The following is a 23,797-nucleotide window of genomic DNA, read 5'->3' as shown; positions in this document are numbered from 1 at the left end:
CAGTGGACTTTTCCGGACATCCAGCGCGGATTCACGGCATGAGTGTCGAGACGAGCGTCTCCTGGAGGCCGCCGAGCCACAGGTACGCCATCACCATCGGCTTGCGCGGGTCCTCGTCGGGGAGGTGGAAGAGGAGGTCGCTGTCGTCCTCGTCGCTGATCTCCAGGCGGGAGCCGATCGCCAGGCGCAGGTCGTTCAGGGCGCCGAGCCACCGGCGGGACTCGTCCGGCGACAGCTTGAGGACCGCGCCGCCCTCGCCGCCCGCGGTGAGCGCGTCCAGGGAGCGGATCACGGCGAGGGCGTTGTCGCGCTTGCCGGCCCGCAGGTCGTTCTCGGTGTAGCGGCGGAACTCGGCGGAGTGGGCGCGCTCCTCCTCGGCCTCCTTGCCGCGGGCGGGCCGCTCGGGGTCGCCGTAGGCGTCCGGGAAGAGGCGGCGCAGCACGGGGTCGGCGGGCGGCTCGCTGGGGCCCTCGGCGAAGAGTTCGGCGAGCGGGTCGCCGGAGGTGTCCTCGGCGGGGCCGGGGCCGATGAGCTCCAGCAGCTGCACGGCCAGGGACCGGATGATGGAGATCTCGACGTCGTCGAGGGCGACGGCCGCGCCGCCGCCGGGGAGCGGTTCGAAGTGTCCTGGCATGGAGGCGTTCGCTACTTCCGGTCCTGCGGGCGGGGTCGGTTCATGTCCGGCTCGGTCACTTCCGGTCCTGCTGGAGGGTGGCCCACAGTCCGTAGCCGTGCATGGCCTGGACGTCGCGTTCCATCTCCTCGCGGGTGCCGCTGGAGACGACCGCCCGGCCCTTGTGGTGGACGTCGAGCATGAGCTTGGTGGCCTTGTCCTTGGAGTAGCCGAAGTACGTCTGGAAGACGTACGTCACATAGCTCATGAGGTTGACCGGGTCGTTGTGGACGATGGTGACCCACGGGACGTCGGGCTCGGGTACGGCGAAGACCTCCTCCGCCGACTCGGTGCGTTCGATCTCCAGGGGTGCGGGTGACGTCACACTGCCCATGCTGCCACCGCAGGGGGGTGCAGGCACAAACCGGCCCGCTCGGGCGGGGCGCCGTCCGGCATCCGGACCCGAAATCGTCAGAGTGACGAAATGGGGGTACTATCCCTGCCATGAACACAGCGGACCTTGGGCTGCCGGTGGACGTTCCCTCGACGGCACTCTTCACGGACCAGTACGAGCTGACGATGCTGCGGGCCGCCCTGAAGGCGGGGACGGCCGGACGGCGCAGCGTGTTCGAGGTCTTCACCCGGCGGCTGCCCAACGGCCGCCGCTACGGCGTGGTGGCCGGCACCGGGCGGGTGCTGGACGCGGTGGAGAACTTCCGTTTCGACCCGGGCGTCCTCGGGTTCCTGCGGGAGAAGAACATCGTGGACGACGAGACGCTCGACTGGCTGGCCGGCTACCGCTTCTCCGGCGACATCTGGGGCTACCCCGAGGGCGAGGTGTACTTCCCCGGCTCGCCGATCATGCGGGTCGAGGGCAGCTTCGCGGAGTGCGTGCTGCTGGAGACGGTGCTCCTGTCGATCCTCAACCACGACTCGGCGATCGCCGCGGCGGCCTCCCGGATGTCGTCCGCGGCCGGTGACCGGCCGCTGATCGAGATGGGCGCCCGGCGCACCCACGAACTGGCCGCCGTGGCCGCCGCCCGCGCCGCCTACGTCGGCGGCTTCGCCTCCACCTCCGACCTCGCGGCCGGCTTCCGCTACAACATCCCGACCGTCGGCACCTCCGCCCACGCCTTCACCCTGCTGCACGACAGCGAACGCGACGCCTTCCGGGCCCAGGTGGACTCCCTCGGCGGCGGTACGACGCTGCTCGTGGACACCTACGACGTGGCCGAGGCGGTCCGTACGGCCGTCGAGATCGCCGGGCCGGAGCTGGGCGCCGTGCGGATCGACTCCGGTGACCTGCTGCTGGTGGCGCACCGGGTGCGGCAGCAGCTGGACGAGCTGGGCGCCACCGGCACGAAGATCATCGTGACCTCGGACCTGGACGAGTACGCCATCGCCTCGCTGGCCGCGGCGCCGGTGGACGCCTACGGGGTGGGGACGCAGCTGGTGACCGGGTCCGGACACCCGACCGCGTCCATGGTCTACAAGCTGGTCGCCCGCGCCGAGTCCAACGACCCGAAGGCGCCGCTGGTGCCGGTGGCGAAGAAGTCCAGCGGCGGCAAGACCTCCATCGGCGGCCGCAAGTGGGCGGCGCGGCGGCTGGACGAGCACGGCGTCGCCGAGGCCGAGGTGATCGGCACCGGTGCCGTGCCGGCCGCGCTGGCCGACCGGCAGCTGCTGGTGCCGCTGGTCAAGGGCGGCGAGGTGGTCGCCCGGGAGCCGCTGGACGTGGTCCGCGACCGGCACGCCGCGGCCCGCGCGGGTCTGCCGCTGTCGGCTACCCAGCTCTCCCGCGGGGAACCCGTCATCCCGACGGAGTACGCGCAGGTGCCCTAGGGTCTGTCGTTCGGATCAGCGCGGCTGTGAGGTGCGGTGCCCTTTCGACCGGCCCGAGCGGGGTCCGGTGCGTGCAGCTGCAAGGCGGAGGAGGGCGACAACGCGGAGCGGTGGCAACCGACGACAACGCCGCAGATGCGCGTGCCGGACCCCGCGACCCCGGGATGATCCGAACGACTGGCCCTAAGGGCGGCTGAGGCGCGCCGCCGCCGGCGGTGTGCGCCTCGTACGCCGGGCGGGGCTCCCGGTACGCGGGCCGGGTCCTCGCCCGCCGCTGCCGTGCCCCTGTCCGCGCCGTCCGCGAGTCACTAGGCTCGGGAGGTTCACCGGCCGGGCCCGTCCCCCCACCCCGACCCCTACCCCATAGTCGCCATAGTCGAAGGACACCCACCATGCGCCGCGCACTGATCGTCGTCGACGTGCAGAACGACTTCTGCGAGGGGGGCAGCCTCGCCGTCGCCGGCGGTGCCGACGTGGCCGCCGCCGTCACCGAGCTGATCGGCCAGGCCCCGGCCGGCTACCGCCATGTGGTGGCCACCCGGGACCACCACATCGCACCCGGCGGGCACTTCGCCGACCGTCCCGACTACGTGCGCTCCTGGCCCGCGCACTGCGTCGCCGGGACCGAGGGCGTCGGCTTCCATCCGAACTTCGCCCCCGCGGTCACCTCGGGAGCGGTCGACGCCGTCTTCGACAAGGGGGCGTACTCGGCGGCCTACAGCGGCTTCGAGGGGACCGACGAGAACGGCACGTCCCTGGCCGACTGGCTGCGGGCCCGGGAGATCGACGAGGTGGACGTGGTGGGCATCGCCACCGACCACTGTGTGCGCGCCACCGCGCTGGACGCCGCCCGCGAGGGCTTCCGCACCCAGGTGCTGCTCGATCTGACCGCGGGAGTGGCCCGGGAGAGCACCGAACGCGCGCTGGAGGAGCTGCGGGCGGCCGGCGTACATCTCTCGGGCAAGCCCGTCGTGCAGTGACCCGTACGGGCCGTCGTGCCGTGACCCGTGCGAGGCCCGTCGGCGAGTGACCCGTACGAGGCCCGTCGGCCAGTGACCCGTACGGGGCCCGCGTCCGTGCTGTGACCCCGTACGGGGCCCTTCGCGCTGTGACCCGTACGGGTGCTGTCGTGCAGTGGCCGTACGGGGCGGCCCGGCCGCCCGGCGGCGGTCGGTGTTCTACGCGGGTGTCGCGGGCCGTCTGAGCAGGGCCCGGATCGGGTGCCAGAGCTCCACCGCCAGGTCCGCGCCCGCCAGGACAGCGTTGTCGGTGGCCGTGCGCCATATCAGGCCGTCGGGGTGGTGCAGCACCGCGGTGATCTCGTCCGGGGTCGGCGGGGCGGCGTTGCCCCGCAGGTAGACCGACCGCAGCCCCAGGTTGCGCAGCCTGGTCAGGGCGCGCGCCCGGTTGTGGGCGTGGACGAGGACGCGGACGCCGGCCGGTGCGTCGGCGGCGGGACTGGGCAGGTTGAGCGCCACCACCACCGTGCCGTTCGGCAGCTTGCTGAAACCTCCTGCGGCCATGCGGTCATACCCCCGTGTCGGCCCGTGTCGGGACAGGTGTCAATAAGAGAGCCACAGGGGGCACCTAAACACGGATCGGCGGTGACCCGCCAGGGGGTCACCGCCGATCATGTTCTGACCTGCGAAGATGCTATTTACCTGCCCGCAGGGCCGACCTCGAGCTCGATCGTCGAGCCGTTCTTGGCCTCCTTGAGGATCTTGATCTTCGTGTTGGTGTCAGTGATCTTGACGCCGGCGGTCTTGTTCGACTCGTCGTAGTAGTCGTTGGTGCGGTCGTTGAAGACCGACACGCCCTTCGACGACGGGATCCAGGTCGCCACGTCCGCCTTGTGCAGCGTGATGCCGTCGGTCGGGTAGAGGCTGAACGGCGCGTCGTAGCTCTGCACGCGGTTGCGCATCAGCGTGCCGTCGGACCACTTCAGCGCGTCCGGGTGCGAGTCGACCGGCAGGAGCAGACCGACGCCCGGGTGCTGGCTGGTGTTGTTGTCCGCCTGGGAGGTGTCCCACTTCCAGATCAGCAGGCCGTTCTGGTACGCGTAGTGCTCCACCCAGTCCGGACGGCTGTTGGCGAAGCCGAAGTTGTACGGGCCCGTCTTCAGCGTCTTGTCGTACGACACGTACTGGCGGTTCTCGGCGATGTAGTACTGCGCGTAGTCCTTGGTGAAGGACGCGCCGACGCGGGAGAAGCCGGTGGCGGTCCAGGCGCCGTCCGCGCTCTCGGCGTTGTCGGAGAAGAGCGGCGTGCCGTCCGCCGTCACCGTGATCGCGTCGGCCGTGAAGCCCTTCTGGGCCACGCCGCCGTCGGTCTGGTAGCGGAAGCGCAGGTCGATCTTCTGGCCGGCGTAGGCGTCCAGGGAGTACGCGAGCTTCTTGTGGCCGTCGACCGTGCCGTGCAGGGCGGGCTTGTCGCTGCCGTCGCGCGGGATCGGCTGACCGTCGACCGTGCCGTCGATCGCGGTCCAGTTGGCGCCGCCGTCGGTGGACACCTCGGTGTAGAGGTAGTCGTAGTCGGCCTCGATGTCGTACCAGCCGTCGAAGGTCAGCTCGGCCTTGGACTTGCCGGTGAGGTCGACCGAACGCGTCAGCGTGTTCTTGAGGTTGTCGCCGCTGCCGCTCCACCACTGGGTGGCGCCCTCGGCCGGCTCGACGATCTCGGTGGTGACGGCCTTCTTCGGCAGTTCGACGACCAGCGCCTGCTTGTGCTTGGTGTTGTACTCGGCGACGCCCAGCTTGTGCCAGGAGTTGACGCCGGCCTTGGCCGTGTCGAAGTTCAGCCAGCCGAGCTGGAGCTTGTCCCAGGCGGTCATGTCGCCGGGCAGGTCACCGATCTCGTTCTTGCCGGTGCCGAGCCACGAACCGGACGACATCAGCGTCCAGAAGCCGGTGGAGTTCTCGCCGCCGGCGGTGTCGTAGTGGTCCGGCAGACCGAGGTCGTGGCCGTACTCGTGGGCGAAGACGCCGAGTCCGCCGTTCTCCGGCTGGATGGTGTAGTCGCCGACCCAGATGCCGGTGTCGCCGATCTGGGTGCCGCCGAGCTTGTTGTTCTCGGGGCCGGTGGCGCCGGCGTCGGTGCCGAAGGCGTACCAGCGGTGGGCCCAGATCGCGTCCTCGCCCTGGGCGCCGCCGCCCGCGGACTCGTCCTCGCCGGCGTGCACGATCTGGAAGTGGTCGATGTAGCCGTCGGACTCGTTGAAGTCGCCGTCGCCGTCGTGGTCGTAGCGGTCCCACAGGTCGTACTGGGACAGCTGCGACGTGATCTGGGCGTCGGTGCGGCCGGCCGCCTTCTGCTGCTCGACCCACGCGGTGACGCCGTCCTGCACCGCGTACCAGGCGCAGTTGTCGGGGTCGCACTTGTTGGAGCCGTAGCGGGCCTCGTTGTACGGGACCTTGACCCAGTCGGAGACCTCGCCGTCGACCGAGTAGCGGCCGGAGGACTGCTTCTCGTAGTAGGTCTTGACCGAGTTGACGCCCTTGCCGGACCCGAAGTACAGGTCCTCGAAGTGCTGCTGGTCGTAGTCCTCCTGCCAGGCCGTGGAGTTGTCCTTCTCCCGGTCCGGCTCGGCGATCTGGTTGTGCAGCGGGCCGGGGGTGCCGCCGTAACGGCTGTCGATCTTGTCCCCGAACTCGACCAGGATCGTGAAGATCTTGTCGGTCTTCTCGCGGCCGAGCTCGACGTACTTGCTGTCGCCCTTCTTACTCTTCAGCTGGACGACCTTCGAACCGTCACGGTTCTTGACCGAAGCCTTGCCGGAAATGACCTGCTTGATCGCTTCTTCGCGCTGCGCGGCCTGCGTCTTGCTCAGCGGGCCGTCGAGGTCGTGGTCGGCGTGGTGGCGGTCCGCCGGATCGTGGCGGTCCACGGCACCGGGCCGCTCGGCCGCGTCGGCCGTGTCGGCCTGGGCCATGGTGAACGCAGAGCAGGTGGCGGTGGCCGCCGCGAGGGCCACGCCTATCGCGGCCGCTCTGAACGTCCAGGGTCTACTGGTCACTTGAGATCCCCTCCCGCGTCCGTACGGCGCGGACGAGGAAGGTTCCGTCGATGGAAGATTCCCGCGCGTACGTGATCAACGCGTGTAGTCAAGTGACGACATTTGACTAGAGGTTCGACAGAAAAAACAGCCCTTGACTTGCACCGTTCAACTGCACTATGCGGAGACGACGTTCGCTTTCCGGACACATCCCCGCGAACCCGAACGGGCGCGTACGACCGTCCACGGGATGGACGCCATACATCCGTGCGCCCCCTGTGCACCGGCCCTGTCGGTCAGGTCACGCTTACCGTCCGTTCCGCTCGGGCACCCTCGCCGTTAGAGTCGGTTGGTGGAACGCCCTTGAACCGGTGGAAAGCCAGGCCGACAGCCCCCGACTCCCGAGGACACGATGGCCATGCCCCGTCCGACTGTCGCTCAGCTCGCTTACGGTTCGTGCACCGTGATCTTGTCGACACTCGCCATGCTCCTGCTGTCCGGGACGAGTTCGGGCGTGGGGATCGCGGTCGTCGCCGTCATTGCGCTCGTCCTCGGACTCCTGGTGGCCCTGACCGTTCCGTCGGCCGGGCCCCGGCGGCCCGTCGCGGAGGAGCGGCCCGCGGCACCGGAAACGGAGTCGGTGCGGGCCACCGTCCCCGCCCCGCCCCGCGAGCCGGTCCGGGAGCGGGCGGCGTCCTGACCGCCCGGACCCACCGGCCGTCGACTCGGCCGTCGACTCGGCCGTGCCTCCGGCCGTCGACTCGGCCATCCCTCCGGTCGTCGATTCGGCCGTGCCTCCGGTCGTCGATTCGGCCGTGCCTCCGGTCGTCGATTCGGCCGTGCGTCAACGCGTGCTGACCACCACGGTCTTGGCCGCCTTGTCGTGCAGGCCCTGCTTGTAGGGCCGGTCGAAGAAGCTCCAGCCGCCCGAGATCGCCGTCCACACACAGGCGCAGCAGAACGCGAACGGCAGCCACAGCACGGCGGCCCGGATCAGCGCGGTCTGCACCGAGGGCGTCGAGCCGTCGTTCAGGTCGGCCACCCTCATGCCCAGCCACTTCTTGCCCAGGGTCTGACCGGTGCGGGCGGTCATGAAGGTGTCGTACGCCAGGTAGAGGACGGCGGCGACGACGGACTGGCCGAAGGAGTTGCCGACGTTGATCTCGTCGCCGTCGACGTTGTACTCGCTGACGCCGAACGGCCAGGTGAGCAGCCAGACGACGACACCGACGAGGAGCATGTCGATGAGGCGGGCGAGCGTGCGCCGGCCGCTGTCGGCGAGCGGGGGCATACCGGCCAGGGGGTCGGCGGCACCGGGATGACCGCCGTAGGGGCCGCCGCCTTGAGGACCGCCGCCCGCCCCGTAGGGGCCGCCGCCCCCGGGACCGCCGCCGGGCCCGTAGGGGCCGCCGCCGGCCGCGTACGGGTTGTCGTACGGGGAGCCCGGCCCCGGTGCTCCGGGGCCGCCCGGCGGTGGCTGTTTCTTGAACGGGTCGTCGTCCGGCGACTGCTGACCGGAGCCGGAGGGCGGTTCGGTGCTCATGGCCCGAGTCGACCGCGAACCCCCCGGCCCCGCATCCGGCGGGCCGCCGTCCGGAGTACCGGTGGCCGCAGCCGGTACGGCCGCGGCCGCTCCGGGTCAGCCGGCGACGAAGGTGTGCGCGGCCTTGTCGTGCCAGCACTGCCGCCAGGGCTTGTCGAACAGGCACCACAGCACGCCGACCACACCGACGACGAGCAGCCCGGGGATGCAGTAGACGAGCCACCGGCGCAGGGCCGCGCCGAACTCCGGTGCCTCATGGCCCTCGATGTCCCGCACCTCCAGCCCCAGCAGCTTCTTGCCCAGGGTGCGGCCCCACTTGACGGTGGGCAGCACCTCGTAGAGGACACCGGCGAGGAGCAGCACGGCCAGGGTGATGCCGAGGTGGACCGCCGTCGTGCCGTCGAGCAGCCAGACCGTGACGGTCTCGCCGGACAGCTTGGCGGCGTCGATCTTCGCCTGGATGTGGTCGACGGCCTGGATGCCGAGCGGCACACCGGCCACCGCGGTGACAGCGGCCACGACGAGCGTGTCCAGCAGCCGGGCGGCCAGCCGCCGTCCGAGCGCGGCGGGACGGGCGGCCGCCTGTCGCCGGGCGGCCGCCTGGAAGGGGTCCTCGACCGGCGGCTTCCACGGCGCGACCGGCGGCTCACCGCCGTCGGCGAGCCGGTGCACCTGCTGCGCCCAGGACGCCTGGCCGCCGCCGGGACCGGTGGTCAGCGGCGCGGCGGGGGCCGGGGGTGCGGCGGGCGCGGCAGCTTGCGGGGGCACGGGCGGGGCGGTGACCTGCTGCGGGCCGGACGGTGCCGTGGCCGCGGCGGCCGCGCGGTCGGCGGCGGCCTTCCCCGCCCCGAACCCGGGTCCTGAGGAAGCGGGAGCCTGCTGCCCCACGGGCCCCTGCTGGGGCCCCTGCGGCCCGGCGCCCTGCGGCGCGTCCCGCTTCACCGCGCGGAAGGTCATGGTGCCCTCGTCCGCGGGGGCCGCGGTGGCGGGGTCGGCCGCCGGCCGGGGCGTGGCCGTCGGCCTGCGGAACATGACGGTGTTGCCCGCGTCGGCGTCCTGGGCGCCCTGGGAGGCGGCCTCCGGCGGGGACGCGTGCGGCACCCGCGGGTCGGCGCCCCAGGACACCTTGCGGTCCTGCTCACCGCCGAAGCCGGACTGGCGGGAGCGGTCGGCGCCCCAGGCCGAGGCCGGTTCGGGCCGGCTGCCGTGCTGCGCCTCGGCCGGGGCGGCGGACGCGGCCGGAGCGGATGCCGCGGGCGGGGCGGCGGCGGACGCCGGGGACGGGGCGGGCCCGGAGGCGGGGGACGACGCAGGAGTGGCGGCCGGGTTCGCCGGAGGAGCGGTGGCCGGGGACGGCTCGTCCTGCGGGTCCTCGTCGAAGAAGTGCGGGCCGGTCTCCTCCACGGAGGGCTGCGCGGGACGCACCCCGGGCGGCGGGGCGAGCGGCTCGCCGTCCTTGGGCGCCGGACGGCTCGTGCCCGGTACCCAGGAAGAACCGTTCCAGTACCGGACATATCCAGGAATGGACGGGTCCGGGTAATACCCTTCGCGAGGGCTGTCGTCGCCGGGTGCCGGGGTTGGGGCGCTCATGTCCGTCGTCCCGTATCTGCTCGATGGGTGGGTCGGGGGGATCCACATCTATCAGACGCGCGGGACCCGGACCGTCCGTCCGACCGGACCCCACTCCTTTCGGGCACCTTCTCGTTCAGAAGAGCTTGCCCGGGTTCAGGATGCCGTGCGGGTCGAAGACCTGTTTCACGGCCCGCTGCATCTCCAGGTTGACGGGACCGAGTTCACGCGCCAGCCACTCCTTCTTCAGCACACCCACACCGTGCTCGCCGGTGATGGTGCCGCCGAGCTGCAGGCCGAGCGCCATGATCTCGTCGAAGGACTCACGGGCCCGCCGGGACTCCTCGGGATCCTGCGCGTCGAAGCAGACCGTCGGATGGGTGTTGCCGTCGCCCGCGTGCGCGACGACGCCGATGGTGAGCCGGTGCTTCTCCGAGATGCGCTCGACGCCGTCGATGAGTTCGCCGAGCCGGGAGCGCGGCACGCACACGTCGTCGATCATCGTGGTGCCCTTGACCGCTTCGAGCGCGACCAGGGACATCCGCCGCGCCGTGAGCAGCAGTTCGGACTCTGCGGCGTCCTCGGCGGGCACCACCTGGGTGGCGCCGGCGGCCTCGCACAGGGCGCCGACGGCGGCGAGGTCGGCGGCCGGGTCGGTGGTGTCGAAGGCGGCGAGCAGCAGCGCCTCGGTGGACTCCGGCAGGCCCATGCGGGCCATGCCGTTGACCGCACGGACCGTCGTACGGTCCATGAGTTCCAGCAGGGAGGGGACGTGGCCGCCGGCCATGATGCGGCACACGGCGTCGCAGGCGGCGGCCGAGGAGGAGAACTCGGCGGCCAGCACGAGCTGCTCGGGCGGCTTGGGCCGCAGGGCGAGGACGGCGCGGACGACGATGCCGAGGGAGCCCTCGGAGCCGACGAACAGCCGGGTCAGGTCGTATCCGGCGACGCCCTTGGCGGTGCGGCGGCCGGTGGACATCAGCCGGCCGTCGGCGAGGACGACGTCCAGGCCGAGGACGTACTCGGCCGTCACGCCGTACTTCACGCAGCACAGCCCGCCCGAGGCGGTGCCGATGTTGCCGCCGATGGTGCACATCTCCCAGCTGGAGGGGTCCGGCGGGTAGGCGAGGCCGTGTTCGCCGACGGCGCGGGAGAGGGTGGCGTTGACGACGCCGGGTTCGACGACGGCGATCTGGTCGACCGGGTCGATCTCCAGGATGCGGTCCATCTTGGTCAGGGAGAGCACGATGCAGCCGTCGCTGGCGTTGGCGGCGCCGGACAGACCGGTGCGGGCGCCCTGCGGGACGACGGGCACGCGAAGCTCGGTGGCGGTGCGCATGACGTGCTGGACCTGTTCGACCGTGCGCGGCAGGACCACCACCGCGGGGCTGCCGGCCGGGCAGAAGCTCGCCATGTCGTTGGCGTAGGAGGCGGTGACGTCGGGGTCGGTGAGCACCGCTTCGGCGGGCAGCCCGCCGAGCAGCCGGTCGACGAGAGGTCCGGCCGCCACCGTGTCTTCATCGCGTCGCGCTTCGATACGGCTCATGATCACAGCGTGACACCCGGGGCCATCGGTGTGAACCCCACGGAGGCAGCCGCGTCACCTCGGGGTGTGATCATCGTATGAACATGGGGTGTGGCGCAGAGTGTGCGCCATGGACGACAAGCCTTGTGAGCCGCGCGGGCGGGTGCGGCGCCGGGTGCTGCTCGGCTCGGCCGGCGGGTCCGCGGTGCTCGGCGGGGTGCTGGTACTGCTGCCGTGGGGGCACGGAACGCCGGAGGCGCCGTCTCCGCAGGAGCGGGCGCTGGCGGCGGTCACCAGTGGCGTGCCGGCCGCGCTGCCGGACCTGGCGGCGCTGGTCGAGGAGCGCGAGCGGCACCTGAAGCAGCACCCGAGGGACGCCCGGGCCTGGGCGGTGCTCGGCGCCGCCCGGGTGGAGCAGGGGCTGCGGCTGGCGGACCCGGCGTGCTGGTCGCGGGCGGAGAAGGCGCTGCGCACCTCGCTGAAGGTGCGGCCGAAGGACAACGCGCCCGCGCTGCGCGGGCTGGCGACGCTGGCCAACGCCCGCCGGGACTACGCCGAGGCGCGCACCTGGGGCGAGGCGGCGCGGAAACTGGAGCCGAAGCGGTGGACGACGTATCCGCCGCTGATCGAGGCGTCCATGGGGCTCGGGGACGACGAGGAGACGCAGAAGCTGCTGGACCGGCTGACCGGGCTGCGCTCCGGGCCGGCCGTGATGGCGCGGGCGGCGGCCGTGTACCGGGAGCGGGGCTGGCGGGAGGACGCGGCGGCGCGGCTGGCCGACGCGGCGTCGGCGGCCGGCGAGCCCGCCGAGCGGGCGGCGTACCTGGAGCGGGCCGGGCAGCTCGCCTGGGAACGCGGGGACCGGGAGGACGCGCTGCGGCACTTCCAGGAGGCGGTGCGCACCGACCCGGACCAGCGGGCGGCGCAGGCCGGGCAGGGCCGGGCGCTGGCGGCGCTGGGCCGGATGACGGAGGCGCTCAGCGCGTACCGGGTGGCGCTGGCGGCGCAGCCCCGGCCCGAGTACGCGCTGGAGCTGGGCGAGCTGTACGAGTCGCTGGGGCTGCGGCAGGCGGCGGAGGTGCAGTACGCGCTGCTGCGGGAGCGGGTGCGGCTGGCCGCCGCGCACGGGGCCGACGAGGAGCTGTTCCTCGGCCGGTTCGAGGCGGACCACGGGGACCCGGCCGCGGCGGTGCGGCGACTGCGGGCGGAGTGGAAGCGGCAGCCGTCGACGGCGGTGGCGGACGCGCTGGGCTGGGCGCTGCACCGGGCGGGACGGTCGTCGCAGGCGCTGTCGTTCGCGGTGCGGGCGACGGAGGGGGTGCAGGGCGGCGGGGTGCGCAGCGCGCTGTACGCCTTCCACCGCGGGATGATCGAGCGGGAGCTGGGGCGGTACGGGGCGGCGCGGCGGCATCTGCGGGAGGCGGTGCAGATCAACCCGTACTTCTCGCCGCTGCGGGTGCCGCAGGCGAAGGCGGCGCTGGCCCGCCTGGGGGAACCGTCCGTCCAGGCGGGGCCCGAGTCGTCCTGACGGAACACCGGTGCGGGGCGCGGGCGGGTGTGCGCGGCCGGCGCCTGCGGGGTGCCTACCCGGAGCGTGTGCCGCCGGCGCCCACCCGTGCCGTCCCGCGGCGCGACTGCCCGCGGTGGCGGCGGACGACCGCGGGTGGACGCGGCGTGGCTGTCCGGGACGGGGCTCTACAGGTTGCCGCGCTTGGCCTGCTCGCGTTCGATGGCCTCGAAGAGCGCCTTGAAGTTGCCCTTGCCGAAGCCCATCGAGCCGTGGCGCTCGATGAGTTCGAAGAACACCGTCGGACGGTCCTGGACCGGCTTGGTGAAGATCTGCAGCAGATAGCCGTCCTCGTCGCGGTCGACGAGGATCTTCAGCTCGCGCAGCGTCTCGACCGGCACCCGCGTCTCGCCGGCCCACTCGCCGAGGGTGTCGTAGTACGAGTCCGGGGTGTCCAGGAACTGCACACCCGAGGCGCGCATCTGGCGGACGGTCTGCACGATGTCGTTGGTGTTCAGCGCGATGTGCTGGACGCCGGCGCCGCCGTAGAACTCCAGGTACTCGTCGATCTGGGACTTCTTCTTGGCGATGGCCGGCTCGTTGATCGGAAACTTCACCTTCAGCGTGCCGTCGGCCACCACCTTCGACATCAGCGCGCTGTACTCGGTGGCGATGTCGTCGCCCACGAACTCCTTCATGTTCGTGAAGCCCATGACCTTGTTGTAGAACGCCACCCACTCGTTCATCCGGCCGAGTTCGACGTTGCCGACGCAGTGGTCGACGGCCTGGAAGGTGCGCTGGGCCGGCGGTTCCACGATCGGGTCGGCGGCGACGTAGCCGGGCAGGTAGGGGCCGTCGTAGCCGCCGCGCTCGACCAGGGTGTGGCGGGTCTTGCCGTAGGTGGCGATCGCGGCGAGGACGACGGTGCCGTGCTCGTCCTTCAGCTCGTACGGCTCGGCGACGGAGCGGGCGCCGTGCTCGATGGCGTAGGCGTACGCGGCGCGCGCGTCCGGCACCTCGATGGCGAGGTCGATGACGCCGTCGCCGTGGGCGGCCACGTGCTCGGTGAGGAAGGTGCCCCACTCGGTGGCGGGCTTGATGACCGAGGTGAAGACGAAGCGGGCGGAGCCGTTCTCCAGGACGTAGCTCGCGGTCTCGCGGCTGCCGTTCTCCGGTCCGGAGTAGGCGACCAGCTTCATGCCGAAGGCGGTGGAGTAGTAGTGCGCCGCCTGCTTGGCGTTGCCCACGGCGAAGACGACCGCGTCCATTCCCTTGACCGGGAAGGGGTCGGCCTGCCGGGCGGTCGATGCGGGAGTGTGGTGTGTGGTCTGCGTCATAGGTGCAGGGTGGGGCAGCCCTGCAAGGTGCGCAATAGTTTGCCTGTTCACTGGGCAATGTGTTCAGTCGGATGCCCGCTTCGGCGAGCTTTCTGTACAGGATGACCACAGGGGAGGCCGACATGGCGATCGATCATCTGGACGGGCGGATCATCCTGCTGCTGGCGCGGGAGCCACGGATCGGCGTGCTGGAGATGTCCCGGCGGCTCGGCGTGGCGCGCGGCACCGTGCAGGCCCGCCTCGACCGGCTTCAGTCGAACGGAGTCATCCGCGGATTCGGTCCCCAGGTGGATCCCGCGGCCCTCGGCTACCCCGTCACGGCCTTCGCCACGCTGCAGATCCGGCAGGGTCAAGGAGCCGACGTACGGGCCCACTTGGCGACCGTGCCGGAGGTGCTGGAGCTGCACACCACGACCGGCACCGGGGACATGCTGTGCCGGCTGGTGGCGCGTTCCAACGCCGATCTCCAGCGGGTGATCGACCGCGTCGTCGGTTTTGATGGCATCGTCCGGGCCTCCACGGCGATCGTCATGGAGAATCCCGTTCCGCTGCGGATCATCCCGCTGGTGGAGCAGGCAGCGCTCGGCGAGTGATGCGACCTGGCCGAGCTGGGGTGAGCCGATGTGAACTTCTGGGAGTACCTGGGCAACCGCCATCAGCAGCTGCTCGCCGACGCGTTCCAGCACGCCAGCGCCGTCTTCCAGTGCATGGTGGTGGCGACCGTGCTCGGCGTGCTGATCGGGGTCGCCACCTACCGCAGCGAGTGGGCGGGCAACCTCGCCACGACCGCCACCGCGACCCTGCTGACCATTCCCGCGCTGGCCATGATCGGTCTGCTGATCCCGGTCGTGGGCCTCGGGGTGCCGCCGACGGTGATCGCGCTGACCCTGTACGGGCTGCTGCCGATCGTGCGGAACTCGATCGTGGGGCTGCGCGGGGTCGATCCGTCGCTGGTGGACGCGGCCAAGGGGATCGGGATGTCGCGCGTGACCCGGCTGGCGCGGGTCGAGCTGCCGCTGGCCTGGCCGCCGATCCTGACCGGCATCCGGGTCTCCACGCAGATGCTGATGGGCATCGCCGCCATCGCCGCCTACGCCTCCGGGCCTGGCCTGGGCAACCTGATCTTCCGCGGGATCGCCTCGCTGGGCAGCAAGAACGCGCTCAACCAGGTGCTCGCGGGCACGCTCGGGATCATCGTCCTGGCCCTGTTGTTCGACGCCGCGTACGTGCTGATCGGGCGGCTGACCATTCCCAGGGGGATCCGTGGCTGAGACACCCGCGACACCCGGCCCCGGCGCCTTCGGCGCCACCGAGGCGTCCGCCGCGACCGGGACCACCGCGCCGGCGTCCCGGTCGGTCGGCGCGACCATCGAGCTGGAGGGCCTGACCAAGCGCTATCCGGGCAGCGCGCTGCCGGCCGTGGACAACGTCACCATGGACATCAGGGCGGGCGAGACGGTGGTCCTCGTCGGCCCGTCCGGCTGCGGCAAGTCCACCACGCTGAAAATGATCAACCGGCTGATCGAGCCGACGGGCGGCCGCATCCGCATCGGCGGCGAGGACGTCACCCACATGGACCCGGTGCGGCTGCGCCGCAAGATCGGCTACGCGATCCAGGCGAGCGGGCTGTTCCCGCACATGACCGTGGCGCAGAACATCGCGCTGGTGCCGAGGATGCTGCGCTGGCCGGCCGCCCGGGTGCGGGCCCGGGTGGAGGAGATGCTGGACCTGGTCGGCCTGGACCCGGGCGAGTTCCACGGCCGCTATCCGCGTCAGCTGTCCGGCGGCCAGCAGCAGCGGGTGGGCGTGGCGCGGGCGCTCGCGGCGGATCCGCCGGTGCTGCTGATGGACGAGCCGTTCGGCGCGGTCGACCCGATCACCCGCGACCACCTCCAGGACGAGCTGATCCGCCTCCAGCGCGACCTGCACAAGACGATCGTCTTCGTCACCCACGACTTCGACGAGGCGATCAAGATCGGCGACCGGATCGCGGTGCTGCGCGAACGCTCCCACATCGCCCAGTTCGACACCCCGGAGGCGATCCTCACCAACCCCGCCGACGACTTCGTGTCGGGCTTCGTCGGCGCCGGGGCGGCGCTGAAGCGGCTCAACCTGACGCGGGTGCGGGACGTGGAGATCACCGACTATCCGACGGTGACCGTCGACGACCCGCTCCAGCACATCTTCAACCGGCTCCGGGCGGGCGGCACCAACGAGATCCTGCTGCTGGACAAGCAGGGCCGGCCCTACAAGTGGCTCCGGCGCGGCGACCTGATGCGCGCCAAGGGCTCGCTGGCCCGCGCGGGCACGCTGGTGCACGACACGGTGACCCGGGACGCGACGCTGCGGGACGCGCTGGAGGCGGTCCTCACCGACAACACCGGGCGGGTCGCGGTCACCGGGCGGCGCGGCGCGTACGAGGGTGTCGTGGACGTGGAGACGCTGATGAACTCCGTGCACGAACTGCTGGAGGCCGACCGGCTCGAAGCGAGGGAGGCGCAGCACGAGCTGGAGGAGCAGCGGGCCGCGCAGACGCACGCGGCTCAGGAGGGCTTCGGCGGAGAGGCGAAGGCGTGAGGGCCGCGTCCGGGCGGCGGCCCGAGGGCGAGCACGAGGTGAAGGGGCTCGCCTTCCGGGACGAGGGCGCCGGATCCGACGAGCCGGACGCCGCTCCCCCGCCGCCGCGGACGAAACCGTCGCGGGTGACCTGGCAGAAGTTGACGTTCCTGCCGGCGGTGCTGATCGCCGTACTGCTCGCGACGTGGCTGTGGTTCGAGCAGGCCGACCTCGACGCGCTGACCCGCAACGCGCTGTCGGACGGGCAGGTGTCCAAGGCGCTGTGGCAGCACATCCAGCTCACCGCGATCTCGACGTTCTTCGTGCTGATCATCGCGATCCCGCTGGGCATCCTGCTGACCCGCCGCATGTTCCGCAGGGCCGGCCCGGCCGCGATGGCGTTCGCCAACATGGGCCAGGCCACCCCGGCGATCGGTCTGCTGGCGCTGCTGGTCATCTGGCTCGGCATCGGCCGCAGGGCCGCCCTGATCGGCATCATCGCCTACGCCGTCCTGCCGGTGCTGGCCAACACCATCGCCGGTCTGAAGGCCAACGACCCGACGCTGCTGGAGGCGGCGCGCGGCATCGGCATGTCCCCGCTGGGCGTGCTGATGCGGGTGGAACTGCCGCTGGCCGTCCCGCTGATCCTCGCCGGTGTGCGCACGGCACTCGTCCTGAACGTCGGCACGGCGACCCTGGCGACCTTCGGCGGGGGCGGCGGACTGGGCGTGCTGATCACCACCGGGATCACCAGCCAGCGGATGCCGGTGCTGATGGTCGGCTCGATCCTCACCGTCGCCCTGGCGCTGCTGGTGGACTGGCTGGCCTCGCTGGCGGAACTGCTGCTGCGGCCGCGAGGGCTGGAGGCGGGGCCATGACACGACTGACACGACCGGAACGGCCGGCACGGCTGGCACGGCGCGTGTGCGCGCTGCCGGCAGCGGCGCTGCTGACGGCCGCCGCGGGCTGCGGACTGACCAGTGGTTCACCCATGGTGGACGACGTGGAGCCGGGCTCGGTCGGCCGGGGCCGGCCACTGGAGGGCGCCCACCTCACCGTGACGTCCAAGGAGTTCACCGAGCAGCTGATCCTCGGCGCGATCATGGGCATCGCCTTCCAGGCGGCCGGCGCCGAGGTCGTCGACCGGACCGGCATCCAGGGCTCCGTCGGCTCCCGGGAGGCGGTCGTCAAGGGCGAGGCGGACGCCGGGTACGAGTACACGGGCACGGCGTGGATCACGTACCAGGGCAACAGCAGGCCGATCCCCGATCCGCGTGAGCAGTGGGAGGCGGTGCGCGACGCGGACGCCAAGAACGGCGTGGTCTGGCTGGAACCGTCGGCCCTGAACAACACCTACGCCCTCGCCATGAACCAGGCGAACTACGAGAAGTACCGCACGCGCACGCTCTCCGACGTGGCCGCGCTGGCGAAGTCCGACCCGGGCGCGGTGACGCTGTGCGTGGAGGGCGAGTTCGCCAACCGCGCGGACGGACTGCCGGGCATGGAGAAGGCGTACGGCATGGAATTGCCGGCGGGCAACGTCACGCAGATGGACACCGGGATCATCTACACGCAGACCGCGAAGGGCGCCTGCACCTTCGGCGAGGTCTTCACCACCGACGGGCGCATCAAGTCCATGAACCTGGTGGTGTTGGAGGACGACAAGAAGTTCTTCCCCAACTACAACGCGGCGCCGACGGTCAACGCCGACACCTTCGAGAAGTGGCCGGCCATCGCCGACGTCCTCCGCCCGGTCACGGCGAGACTCGACAACGACGTGGCGCAGACCCTCAACGCCAAGGTGGACGTCGACGGGGAGGATCCGCACGAGGTGGCGCTGGACTGGATGGTGCGGGAAGGGTTCGTCAAGGAGAAGTAGGGGCCGCCGTCAGCAGCTGGGGACCTTGCCGGTGCCCTTCTCCAGCGCGACCAGCGCGTCGACGGCGCCCTTCAGCGTGGTGACCGGGATCAGCCGCAGGCCCTCGGGCCGTTCGGCCTGCGCTTCGGCGCACTCGGCCTCGGGCACCAGGAAGACGGTGGCGCCGTCCCGTCCGGCCGCCTGCGTCTTCAGCGGGACGCCGCCGACCGGGCCGACGGTGCCGTCCGCCTCGATGGTGCCGGTGCCGGCGACGACCCGGCCGCCGGTGAGGTCGCCGCCGTCGCCGTCGCCGTCCAGCTTGTCGACGATGCCGAGGGAGAACAGCAGTCCGGCGCTGGGGCCGCCGACGTCGGCGAGTTTCAGCGCGATCTCGATGTCCTCGTCCTCGCGGTTCAGGTAGGTCAGCGCGGCCCGGGTCGCCTCGTCCTGGGACTGCTTCATCTGCTCGCGGTTGTGCTGCTGGATCTCCCGGACGCTGTCGCCGCTGGGGTAGACCGAGTCGCGGGGCATGACCGCCCGGTCGGTGCGGAACCAGCCGTCGATCACGTCCGGGAGGTCGACGCGGGTGTCCGGGGAGGTCGCCACGATGGTCGTCATCCGCAGCTGTCCCTCGGTCCTCCGCACCGGTGCCCCGGAGATCGTGATCACCTGCGCGCCCTTGTCCTTGCCGAGCACGTCGACCGTCGTCCCGGGCTGCGCCACGGAGAACGGCAGCGGCGCGAAGGCGGCCACGGCCAGCAGGGCGACGACGGGAGCGGCGCAGACGGCCAGGGTCCGGGAACGTGTGAGGCGAGAGAGCACGGGGTCAATCTAACGTGACCCGCGCCGGCGCGGTCGGGCCGCCGTCCCCGGGGCCACCTCCGCGGCGTCCGGGACACGGAGGCACGGCGGGGCGCGGTCAGCGCAGCGCCTCCGCGACCTCCCGCGCCGCGTCCATCACCCGCGTACCGACGCGCTCCGGGACGACGTCCGACAGCATGACGACACCCACGCTGCCCTCGACGCCCGTCACGCCCAGCAGCGGCGCCGCCGCACCGCACGCCCCGGCCTCCAACTCCCCGTGCGTCAGCGTGTAGCCGGGGTCGTCCGCCCGCTGCTGCCGGGCGGCGAGGATCGCCTTGCCCGCGGCCCCGCGGTCCAGTGGATGCCGGAAACCTGCCCGGTAGGCCACGTGGTAGTCCGTCCACGACGGCTCCACCACGGCCACCGCCAGCGCCTCCGCGCCGTCGACCAGCGTCAGGTGCGCGGTGGCCCCGATGTCCTCCGCCAGCGACCGCAGCGCCGGCATGGCCGCCTCGCGCACCAGCGGGTGCACCTGCCGGCCCAGCCGCAGCACGCCGAGCCCGACGCGGGCCCGTCCGCCGAGGTCGCGGCGTACCAGCGCGTGCTGCTCCAGCGTGGCGAGCAACCGGTATACGACGGTCCGGTTCACGCCCAGTTTGTGGGAAAGCTCGGTGACGGTCAGCCCATGGTCGGTGTCGGCCAGCAGCTTGAGGACCCGCAGTCCCCTGTCGAGCGTCTGAGAGGTCTCCGCGGTCACGACGCCCACTCCTTAGTGGTGAGGTCGGCGGCCCCTCGCGGCGGATGCGTCACCGAGTCCCGTCGGTCACGCGCTTCAGAGGGCCGCCGATCGGCCGGCGGCCCGGCGGTGTCCCGGGCACAGTCGCTTCACGGCTGCGCTCCGCGGCGGCGCTGCCACGGGGCGTGTGCGTAGCGGGACAGTAGCGAGCCGGTTCGGTCAGCGGAAGGCTCCGTCCAGAATCCGGGCACCATCACGCCAAAGTGGTTCCTTATGTCCCGGTACGTACACCGACCCCGCGCGGCATCGAGCGGCACGGAGGACCCACGGGCCCCAAACGGGCACGGGACACCGGGCACCCGGACCCGTACGGTGCGGCGCTCACCGGCGCGGCGGCCCGCCGCGCCGGCCTCAGCGCATGCGCGTCGCCCACTCCTGCACCTTGGCGATCCGCTGGCGCAGCTGTCCCGCCGTCGCCTCGGCCGAGGGCGGGCCGCCGCAGACCCGGCGCAGCTCGGTGTGGATCACTCCGTGCGGCTTGCCGCTCTGGTGGACGTACGCGCCGACGAGCGTGTTGAGCTTCTTGCGCAGCTCCATCATCTCCTTGTGGGAGACCACGGGCCGCCGCTCGGCGGGCAGTTCGAGGAGGTCGGCCTCGGTGTCGGGCTTCTTGCGGCTGTGCGCGATCTGCCGGGCCTGCCGCTTCTGCAGCAGCAACTGCACCTGGTCGGGCTCCAGCAGGCCCGGGATGCCGAGGTAGTCCTGCTCCTCCTCGCTGCCCGGGTGGGCCTGCATGCCGAACTCGGCGCCGTTGTACATCACCCGGTCGAAGACGGCGTCGGACTCGAGCGCCTCGAAGGGCAGCATGTCCTGCTCGCCGGTGTCCTCGTCCTGCTCCCGGTTCGCCTCCTCCATCTCCTTCTCGGACTCGGCGTACGGGTCCTCCTCGCCGTCCTTCTTCGGCTTGTCGAGGACGTGGTCGCGCTCGCGCTCCATCTCGTTGGCGAAGCCGAGCAGGTCGGGGACGGTCGGCAGGAACACCGACGCGGTCTCGCCGCGCCGCCGGGACCGTACGAAACGGCCGACGGCCTGGGCAAAGAACAGCGGTGTGGAGATGGTGGTGGCGTACACGCCGACCGCGAGGCGCGGCACGTCGACGCCCTCGGACACCATGCGCACGGCGACCATCCAGCGGTCGTCGCTGCCGCTGAAGTCGTCGATCCGTTTCGACGCGCCGGTGTCGTCGGACAGCACCAGGGTGGCCTTGTGGCCGGTGATGTCCCGGATGAGTTTGGCGTAGGCGCGGGCGGAGTCCTGGTCGGAGGCGATGACGAGGGCGCCGGCGTCCGGGATGGCCTTCCTGACCTCGGTGAGCCGCTGGTCGGCGGCGCGCAGCACGGCGGGCATCCACTCGCCGCGCGGGTCGAGCGCGGTGCGCCAGGCCTGGCTGATCGCGTCCTTGGTCATGGGCTCGCCGAGGCGGGCCTCGATCTCGTCGCCTGCCTTGGTGCGCCAGCGCATGTTGCCGCTGTAGGAGAGGAAGATCACAGGGCGGACGACGCCGTCGGCGAGGGCGGAGCCGTAGCCGTACGTGTAGTCGGCGGACGACCGCCGGATCCCGTCGTCGCCCTCCTCGTACGTCACGAACGGGATGGGGTTGGTGTCGGACCGGAACGGCGTACCGGTCAGCGCCAGTCTGCGGGTGGCCGGCTCGAACGCCTCCAGGCAGGCCTCGCCCCAGGACTTGCTGTCACCGGCGTGGTGGATCTCGTCGAGGATGACGAGGGTCTTGCGCTGCTCGACCCGGTTGCGGTGCAGCATGGGGCGCACGCCGACACCTGCGTACGTCACGGCGACGCCGTCGTACTCCTTGCCGAGCGGGCCGGCGCTGTACTCGGGGTCGAGCTTGATGCCTATGCGGGCGGCGGCCTCCGCCCACTGCTTCTTCAGGTGCTCGGTCGGCGCGACCACGGTGACCTGCTGCACGACGTGGTGGTGCAGCAGCCAGGACGCCAGCGTCAGCGCGAACGTCGTCTTACCGGCGCCGGGCGTGGCGACCGCCAGGAAGTCGCGGGGCTGTGCCTGGATGTACTTCTCCATCGCGCCCTGCTGCCAGGCGCGCAGCTTTCCGGCGGTGCCCCAGGGGGCACGTCCGGGAAAGGCCGGGGACAGGTGGTGCGAGGCGGAGCTGGCGGTGGTAGTCACGGTCTCCGTTGGGGGTCGAGCGGCTCGGCTACGTACGACAACCGGGCCACCCTACCGACGGGCCGGTGGTGCCGATGCCGCTACACGGCCCCACCACCCGAGGGTGGGACCGAGGTCACAGTCGACGCGCGAGCGCGGCAGCCGCGCGGCACCCTGCGGTGTCACGCGGCACCCTGCGGTGTCATACGGATGCCGGCCGCACCCGTGTGGCCACCCACGCGCCTGCCAGGGCCACCGCCGCCATCGGCAGGAAGACCACCGCGAAGGCGGCCGGGTGGGAGCCGGTGGCCGCGCTGGCGGTGTGGCTCACCGCGCCGCCGCCGAGGGCCGCGAAGGCGGCGCCGCCGGCCGCGAGCAGGACCACGTTGGACAGGCCGTCGGAGATCTGCAGGGCGGCGGAGTTGGTGCCGGCCTCCTCCGGGGCGGAGAGCTGGAGGAGCAGCACGCTGGTCGAGGAGATCACCAGGCCCATGCCGAAGCAGCCGAAGCCCCAGGCGACCGCCACCGTCCAGGCGGGCACCGCGTCGATCAGCACGCTCGGGGCCGCCGCGATGGCCGCCGCCACCAGCACCATCCCGAGGGTCATCAGCCGCTCCCGGTACGCCTCCAGGCGGGGCCGCGACTGCATCCAGGAGCCCAGCGCCCAGGTCCCGCCGCCGGCCGCGAGCGAGAAACCGGCGAGGGTCGGGCTGAGTCCCCGCTGGGTGACCAGCATCAGCGGCACGAAGGACTCCGCCGCGATGAACGACCCGGCGGCGACGCCGCGCAGCAGGACCACCGAGGGCAGTCCACGGGCCGCCCGGTAGGTGCCGCGCGGGAGCAGGCCCAGCACCGCCGGGACGAGCAGCGCCAGACCGAGTGCGCCGGGCAGCAGGGACATCCAGCGCAGGTCCTGCGCCGCGTACTGGACCAGCGCCGCACCGGCGGAGATCGCCAGGGCGAGGCGGATGCGACGGCCGTCGGAGGAGTCCGGCGCGCCGCCGACCGGGCCGGACGCCAGCCGCCGTATCTGCGGCAGGGCGAGCGCCAGCGGCAGCACCACCAGCGCCGGTATGCCGAGGAACACCCAGCGCCAGCCGAGGTGTTCGGTCACCGCGCCGGAGGCGAGCGGGCCGACGACCGACGGGATCACCCAGCTCGCCGCGAACGCCGCCATGATCGCCGGACGCAGCCGCTCCGGGTAGGCGCGGCCGACGATGACGTAGAGCGCGACGATCACCAGGCCGCCGCCGAGTCCCTGCACCGCCCGGCCCAGGATGAACAGCCACATCGCGCCGGCCGTCCCGGCGAGCAGCAGCCCCGCGGCGAAGGAGGCGATGCCCCAGGTCAGCGGCCCGAGCGGGCCGCGCCGGTCGGCCCACTGGCCGGACAGCACCATGCCGAACAGGCTGGTCGTGAAGTATCCGGAGAACGCGAACGCGTACAGCGACACCCCGTCCAGCTCCCGCGCGGCCACCGGCATCGCCGTCCCGACCGCGGTCGCCTCGAAGGCGATCAGCAGCACCACGGAGACGACGCCGATGCTCAGCGCCCGGTAGGGGCGGCTCAGCACGGTCGTGGCGTCGGGGCCGGGGGGCGGGGCGGCGGGGACGTCGGCGGTCTCGGCGACACCGGTGTCGCGCGGATGCGGGGTGGTCATGCCGGTCAGCGTAAGGGCCACGGCACGGTTTGACCCCTGTCGGGGGGTGGGCCGCGGCCGGGACCTTGGTCG

The 23,797-nt window shown here is 72.1% G+C and carries 21 protein-coding genes; 9 read left to right on the top strand and 12 right to left on the bottom strand.

The window, feature by feature from the left end:
* Positions 1-31: 31 nt before the first annotated feature.
* On the bottom strand, positions 32-634 hold the full coding sequence (locus tag FGW31_RS21490) for a DUF2017 domain-containing protein (RefSeq protein WP_142195094.1): 603 nt from the start codon (positions 632-634) through the stop codon (positions 32-34).
* Between the two features lie 55 nt (positions 635-689).
* Positions 690-1,007 (bottom strand): ATP-dependent Clp protease adapter ClpS, encoded by a 318-nt coding sequence (clpS, locus tag FGW31_RS21485; protein ID WP_137301422.1) that lies wholly within the window; start codon positions 1,005-1,007, stop codon positions 690-692.
* Positions 1,008-1,117: 110 nt separating this feature from the next.
* Between clpS and FGW31_RS21480 the strand changes: the two genes are divergently transcribed.
* The gene (locus FGW31_RS21480; protein ID WP_142195093.1) at positions 1,118-2,455 is read left to right on the top strand and encodes a nicotinate phosphoribosyltransferase; all 1,338 of its coding nucleotides are present in this window, start codon (positions 1,118-1,120) and stop codon (positions 2,453-2,455) included.
* Between the two features lie 392 nt (positions 2,456-2,847).
* Positions 2,848-3,435, top strand: a complete 588-nt coding sequence (locus tag FGW31_RS21475; protein WP_142195092.1) for an isochorismatase family protein — start codon at positions 2,848-2,850, stop codon at positions 3,433-3,435.
* 198 nt (positions 3,436-3,633) lie between these two features.
* On the opposite strand, the gene FGW31_RS21470 is transcribed toward FGW31_RS21475, so the two are convergent.
* Both FGW31_RS21470 and FGW31_RS21465 read right to left on the bottom strand, forming a co-directional pair.
* Entirely contained in the window at positions 3,634-3,978 is a 345-nt protein-coding gene (locus FGW31_RS21470; RefSeq protein ID WP_142195091.1) for a hypothetical protein, read from the bottom strand.
* A gap of 134 nt (positions 3,979-4,112) precedes the next feature.
* Complete coding sequence (locus FGW31_RS21465) at positions 4,113-6,467, bottom strand: immune inhibitor A domain-containing protein (RefSeq protein WP_142195090.1); 2,355 nt, start codon at positions 6,465-6,467, stop codon at positions 4,113-4,115.
* A gap of 391 nt (positions 6,468-6,858) precedes the next feature.
* Between FGW31_RS21465 and FGW31_RS21460 the strand changes: the two genes are divergently transcribed.
* Positions 6,859-7,146, top strand: coding sequence for a hypothetical protein (locus tag FGW31_RS21460; protein WP_373303410.1), 288 nt, complete (start codon positions 6,859-6,861; stop codon positions 7,144-7,146).
* Positions 7,147-7,290: 144 nt separating this feature from the next.
* Here the strand turns inward: FGW31_RS21460 and FGW31_RS21455 are convergent, their stop codons facing one another.
* From FGW31_RS21455 to FGW31_RS21445, 3 genes are all read right to left on the bottom strand, one after another.
* Positions 7,291-7,989, bottom strand: coding sequence for an RDD family protein (locus tag FGW31_RS21455; protein WP_142195088.1), 699 nt, complete (start codon positions 7,987-7,989; stop codon positions 7,291-7,293).
* Positions 7,990-8,085: 96 nt separating this feature from the next.
* Positions 8,086-9,579, bottom strand: coding sequence for an RDD family protein (locus FGW31_RS21450; RefSeq protein WP_142195087.1), 1,494 nt, complete (start codon positions 9,577-9,579; stop codon positions 8,086-8,088).
* Positions 9,580-9,694: 115 nt separating this feature from the next.
* Complete coding sequence (locus tag FGW31_RS21445; RefSeq protein WP_142195086.1) at positions 9,695-11,110, bottom strand: FAD-binding oxidoreductase; 1,416 nt, start codon at positions 11,108-11,110, stop codon at positions 9,695-9,697.
* A gap of 103 nt (positions 11,111-11,213) precedes the next feature.
* Here FGW31_RS21445 and FGW31_RS21440 point away from each other — a divergent pair, with 103 nt between their 5' ends.
* The gene (locus tag FGW31_RS21440) at positions 11,214-12,611 is read left to right on the top strand and encodes a tetratricopeptide repeat protein (protein ID WP_142195085.1); all 1,398 of its coding nucleotides are present in this window, start codon (positions 11,214-11,216) and stop codon (positions 12,609-12,611) included.
* A gap of 167 nt (positions 12,612-12,778) precedes the next feature.
* Here the strand turns inward: FGW31_RS21440 and hppD are convergent, their stop codons facing one another.
* The gene (hppD, locus tag FGW31_RS21435) at positions 12,779-13,927 is read right to left on the bottom strand and encodes a 4-hydroxyphenylpyruvate dioxygenase (protein WP_142195084.1); all 1,149 of its coding nucleotides are present in this window, start codon (positions 13,925-13,927) and stop codon (positions 12,779-12,781) included.
* A 122-nt stretch (positions 13,928-14,049) separates the two neighbouring features.
* On the opposite strand from hppD, the gene FGW31_RS21430 reads away from it, so the two are divergent.
* Genes FGW31_RS21430 through FGW31_RS21410 form a run of 5 tightly spaced genes read left to right on the top strand, consistent with a single transcriptional unit; the run spans position 14,050 to position 18,362 of the window.
* On the top strand, positions 14,050-14,520 hold the full coding sequence (locus tag FGW31_RS21430; protein ID WP_006134418.1) for an Lrp/AsnC family transcriptional regulator: 471 nt from the start codon (positions 14,050-14,052) through the stop codon (positions 14,518-14,520).
* Positions 14,521-14,550: 30 nt separating this feature from the next.
* Positions 14,551-15,198 carry an ABC transporter permease gene (locus tag FGW31_RS21425; protein WP_142195083.1) on the top strand — a complete coding sequence of 216 codons (648 nt, stop codon included), beginning with the start codon at positions 14,551-14,553 and terminating at the stop codon, positions 15,196-15,198.
* Complete coding sequence (locus FGW31_RS21420; protein ID WP_142195082.1) at positions 15,191-16,504, top strand: ABC transporter ATP-binding protein; 1,314 nt, start codon at positions 15,191-15,193, stop codon at positions 16,502-16,504. Before FGW31_RS21425 ends, FGW31_RS21420 begins: the two co-directional genes overlap by 8 nt.
* On the top strand, positions 16,501-17,361 hold the full coding sequence (locus tag FGW31_RS21415) for an ABC transporter permease (RefSeq protein ID WP_142195081.1): 861 nt from the start codon (positions 16,501-16,503) through the stop codon (positions 17,359-17,361). Before FGW31_RS21420 ends, FGW31_RS21415 begins: the two co-directional genes overlap by 4 nt.
* Positions 17,358-18,362 (top strand): glycine betaine ABC transporter substrate-binding protein, encoded by a 1,005-nt coding sequence (locus FGW31_RS21410; protein ID WP_142195080.1) that lies wholly within the window; start codon positions 17,358-17,360, stop codon positions 18,360-18,362. Before FGW31_RS21415 ends, FGW31_RS21410 begins: the two co-directional genes overlap by 4 nt.
* Before the next feature lie 9 nt (positions 18,363-18,371).
* Here FGW31_RS21410 and FGW31_RS21405 read toward each other — a convergent pair whose 3' ends face one another.
* The 4 genes from FGW31_RS21405 to FGW31_RS21390 form a co-directional block, all read right to left on the bottom strand.
* A complete protein-coding gene (locus tag FGW31_RS21405; RefSeq protein ID WP_142195079.1) occupies positions 18,372-19,163 on the bottom strand; it encodes a hypothetical protein in 792 nt (263 codons plus the stop codon).
* A 97-nt stretch (positions 19,164-19,260) separates the two neighbouring features.
* Positions 19,261-19,902, bottom strand: coding sequence for an IclR family transcriptional regulator (locus tag FGW31_RS21400; RefSeq protein WP_142195078.1), 642 nt, complete (start codon positions 19,900-19,902; stop codon positions 19,261-19,263).
* A gap of 390 nt (positions 19,903-20,292) precedes the next feature.
* Positions 20,293-22,086 carry a DEAD/DEAH box helicase gene (locus FGW31_RS21395; RefSeq protein WP_142195077.1) on the bottom strand — a complete coding sequence of 598 codons (1,794 nt, stop codon included), beginning with the start codon at positions 22,084-22,086 and terminating at the stop codon, positions 20,293-20,295.
* A 181-nt stretch (positions 22,087-22,267) separates the two neighbouring features.
* On the bottom strand, positions 22,268-23,725 hold the full coding sequence (locus FGW31_RS21390) for an MFS transporter (protein ID WP_142195076.1): 1,458 nt from the start codon (positions 23,723-23,725) through the stop codon (positions 22,268-22,270).
* Positions 23,726-23,797 lie beyond the last annotated feature (72 nt).

Origin of the sequence: Streptomyces calvus (assembly GCF_006782915.1) — a bacterium.
Classification (GTDB): Bacteria; Actinomycetota; Actinomycetes; order Streptomycetales; family Streptomycetaceae; genus Streptomyces; species Streptomyces calvus.
The sequence above is the reverse complement of the archived record's forward strand: the minus strand, read 5'-3'. Positions and strand labels throughout refer to the sequence as shown.

Coding starts and splice junctions, on each gene's coding strand:
- FGW31_RS21470 (WP_142195091.1), bottom strand. CDS start 3,978: ATGGCCGCAGGAGGTTTCAGCAAGCTGCCGAACGGCACGGTGGTGGTG.
- hppD (WP_142195084.1), bottom strand. CDS start 13,927: ATGACGCAGACCACACACCACACTCCCGCATCGACCGCCCGGCAGGCC.
- FGW31_RS21450 (WP_142195087.1), bottom strand. CDS start 9,579: ATGAGCGCCCCAACCCCGGCACCCGGCGACGACAGCCCTCGCGAAGGG.
- FGW31_RS21455 (WP_142195088.1), bottom strand. CDS start 7,989: ATGAGCACCGAACCGCCCTCCGGCTCCGGTCAGCAGTCGCCGGACGAC.
- clpS (WP_137301422.1), bottom strand. CDS start 1,007: ATGGGCAGTGTGACGTCACCCGCACCCCTGGAGATCGAACGCACCGAG.
- FGW31_RS21475 (WP_142195092.1), top strand. CDS start 2,848: ATGCGCCGCGCACTGATCGTCGTCGACGTGCAGAACGACTTCTGCGAG.
- FGW31_RS21480 (WP_142195093.1), top strand. CDS start 1,118: ATGAACACAGCGGACCTTGGGCTGCCGGTGGACGTTCCCTCGACGGCA.
- FGW31_RS21410 (WP_142195080.1), top strand. CDS start 17,358: ATGACACGACTGACACGACCGGAACGGCCGGCACGGCTGGCACGGCGC.
- FGW31_RS21490 (WP_142195094.1), bottom strand. CDS start 634: ATGCCAGGACACTTCGAACCGCTCCCCGGCGGCGGCGCGGCCGTCGCC.
- FGW31_RS21430 (WP_006134418.1), top strand. CDS start 14,050: ATGGCGATCGATCATCTGGACGGGCGGATCATCCTGCTGCTGGCGCGG.
- FGW31_RS21460 (WP_373303410.1), top strand. CDS start 6,859: ATGGCCATGCCCCGTCCGACTGTCGCTCAGCTCGCTTACGGTTCGTGC.
- FGW31_RS21390 (WP_142195076.1), bottom strand. CDS start 23,725: ATGACCACCCCGCATCCGCGCGACACCGGTGTCGCCGAGACCGCCGAC.
- FGW31_RS21440 (WP_142195085.1), top strand. CDS start 11,214: ATGGACGACAAGCCTTGTGAGCCGCGCGGGCGGGTGCGGCGCCGGGTG.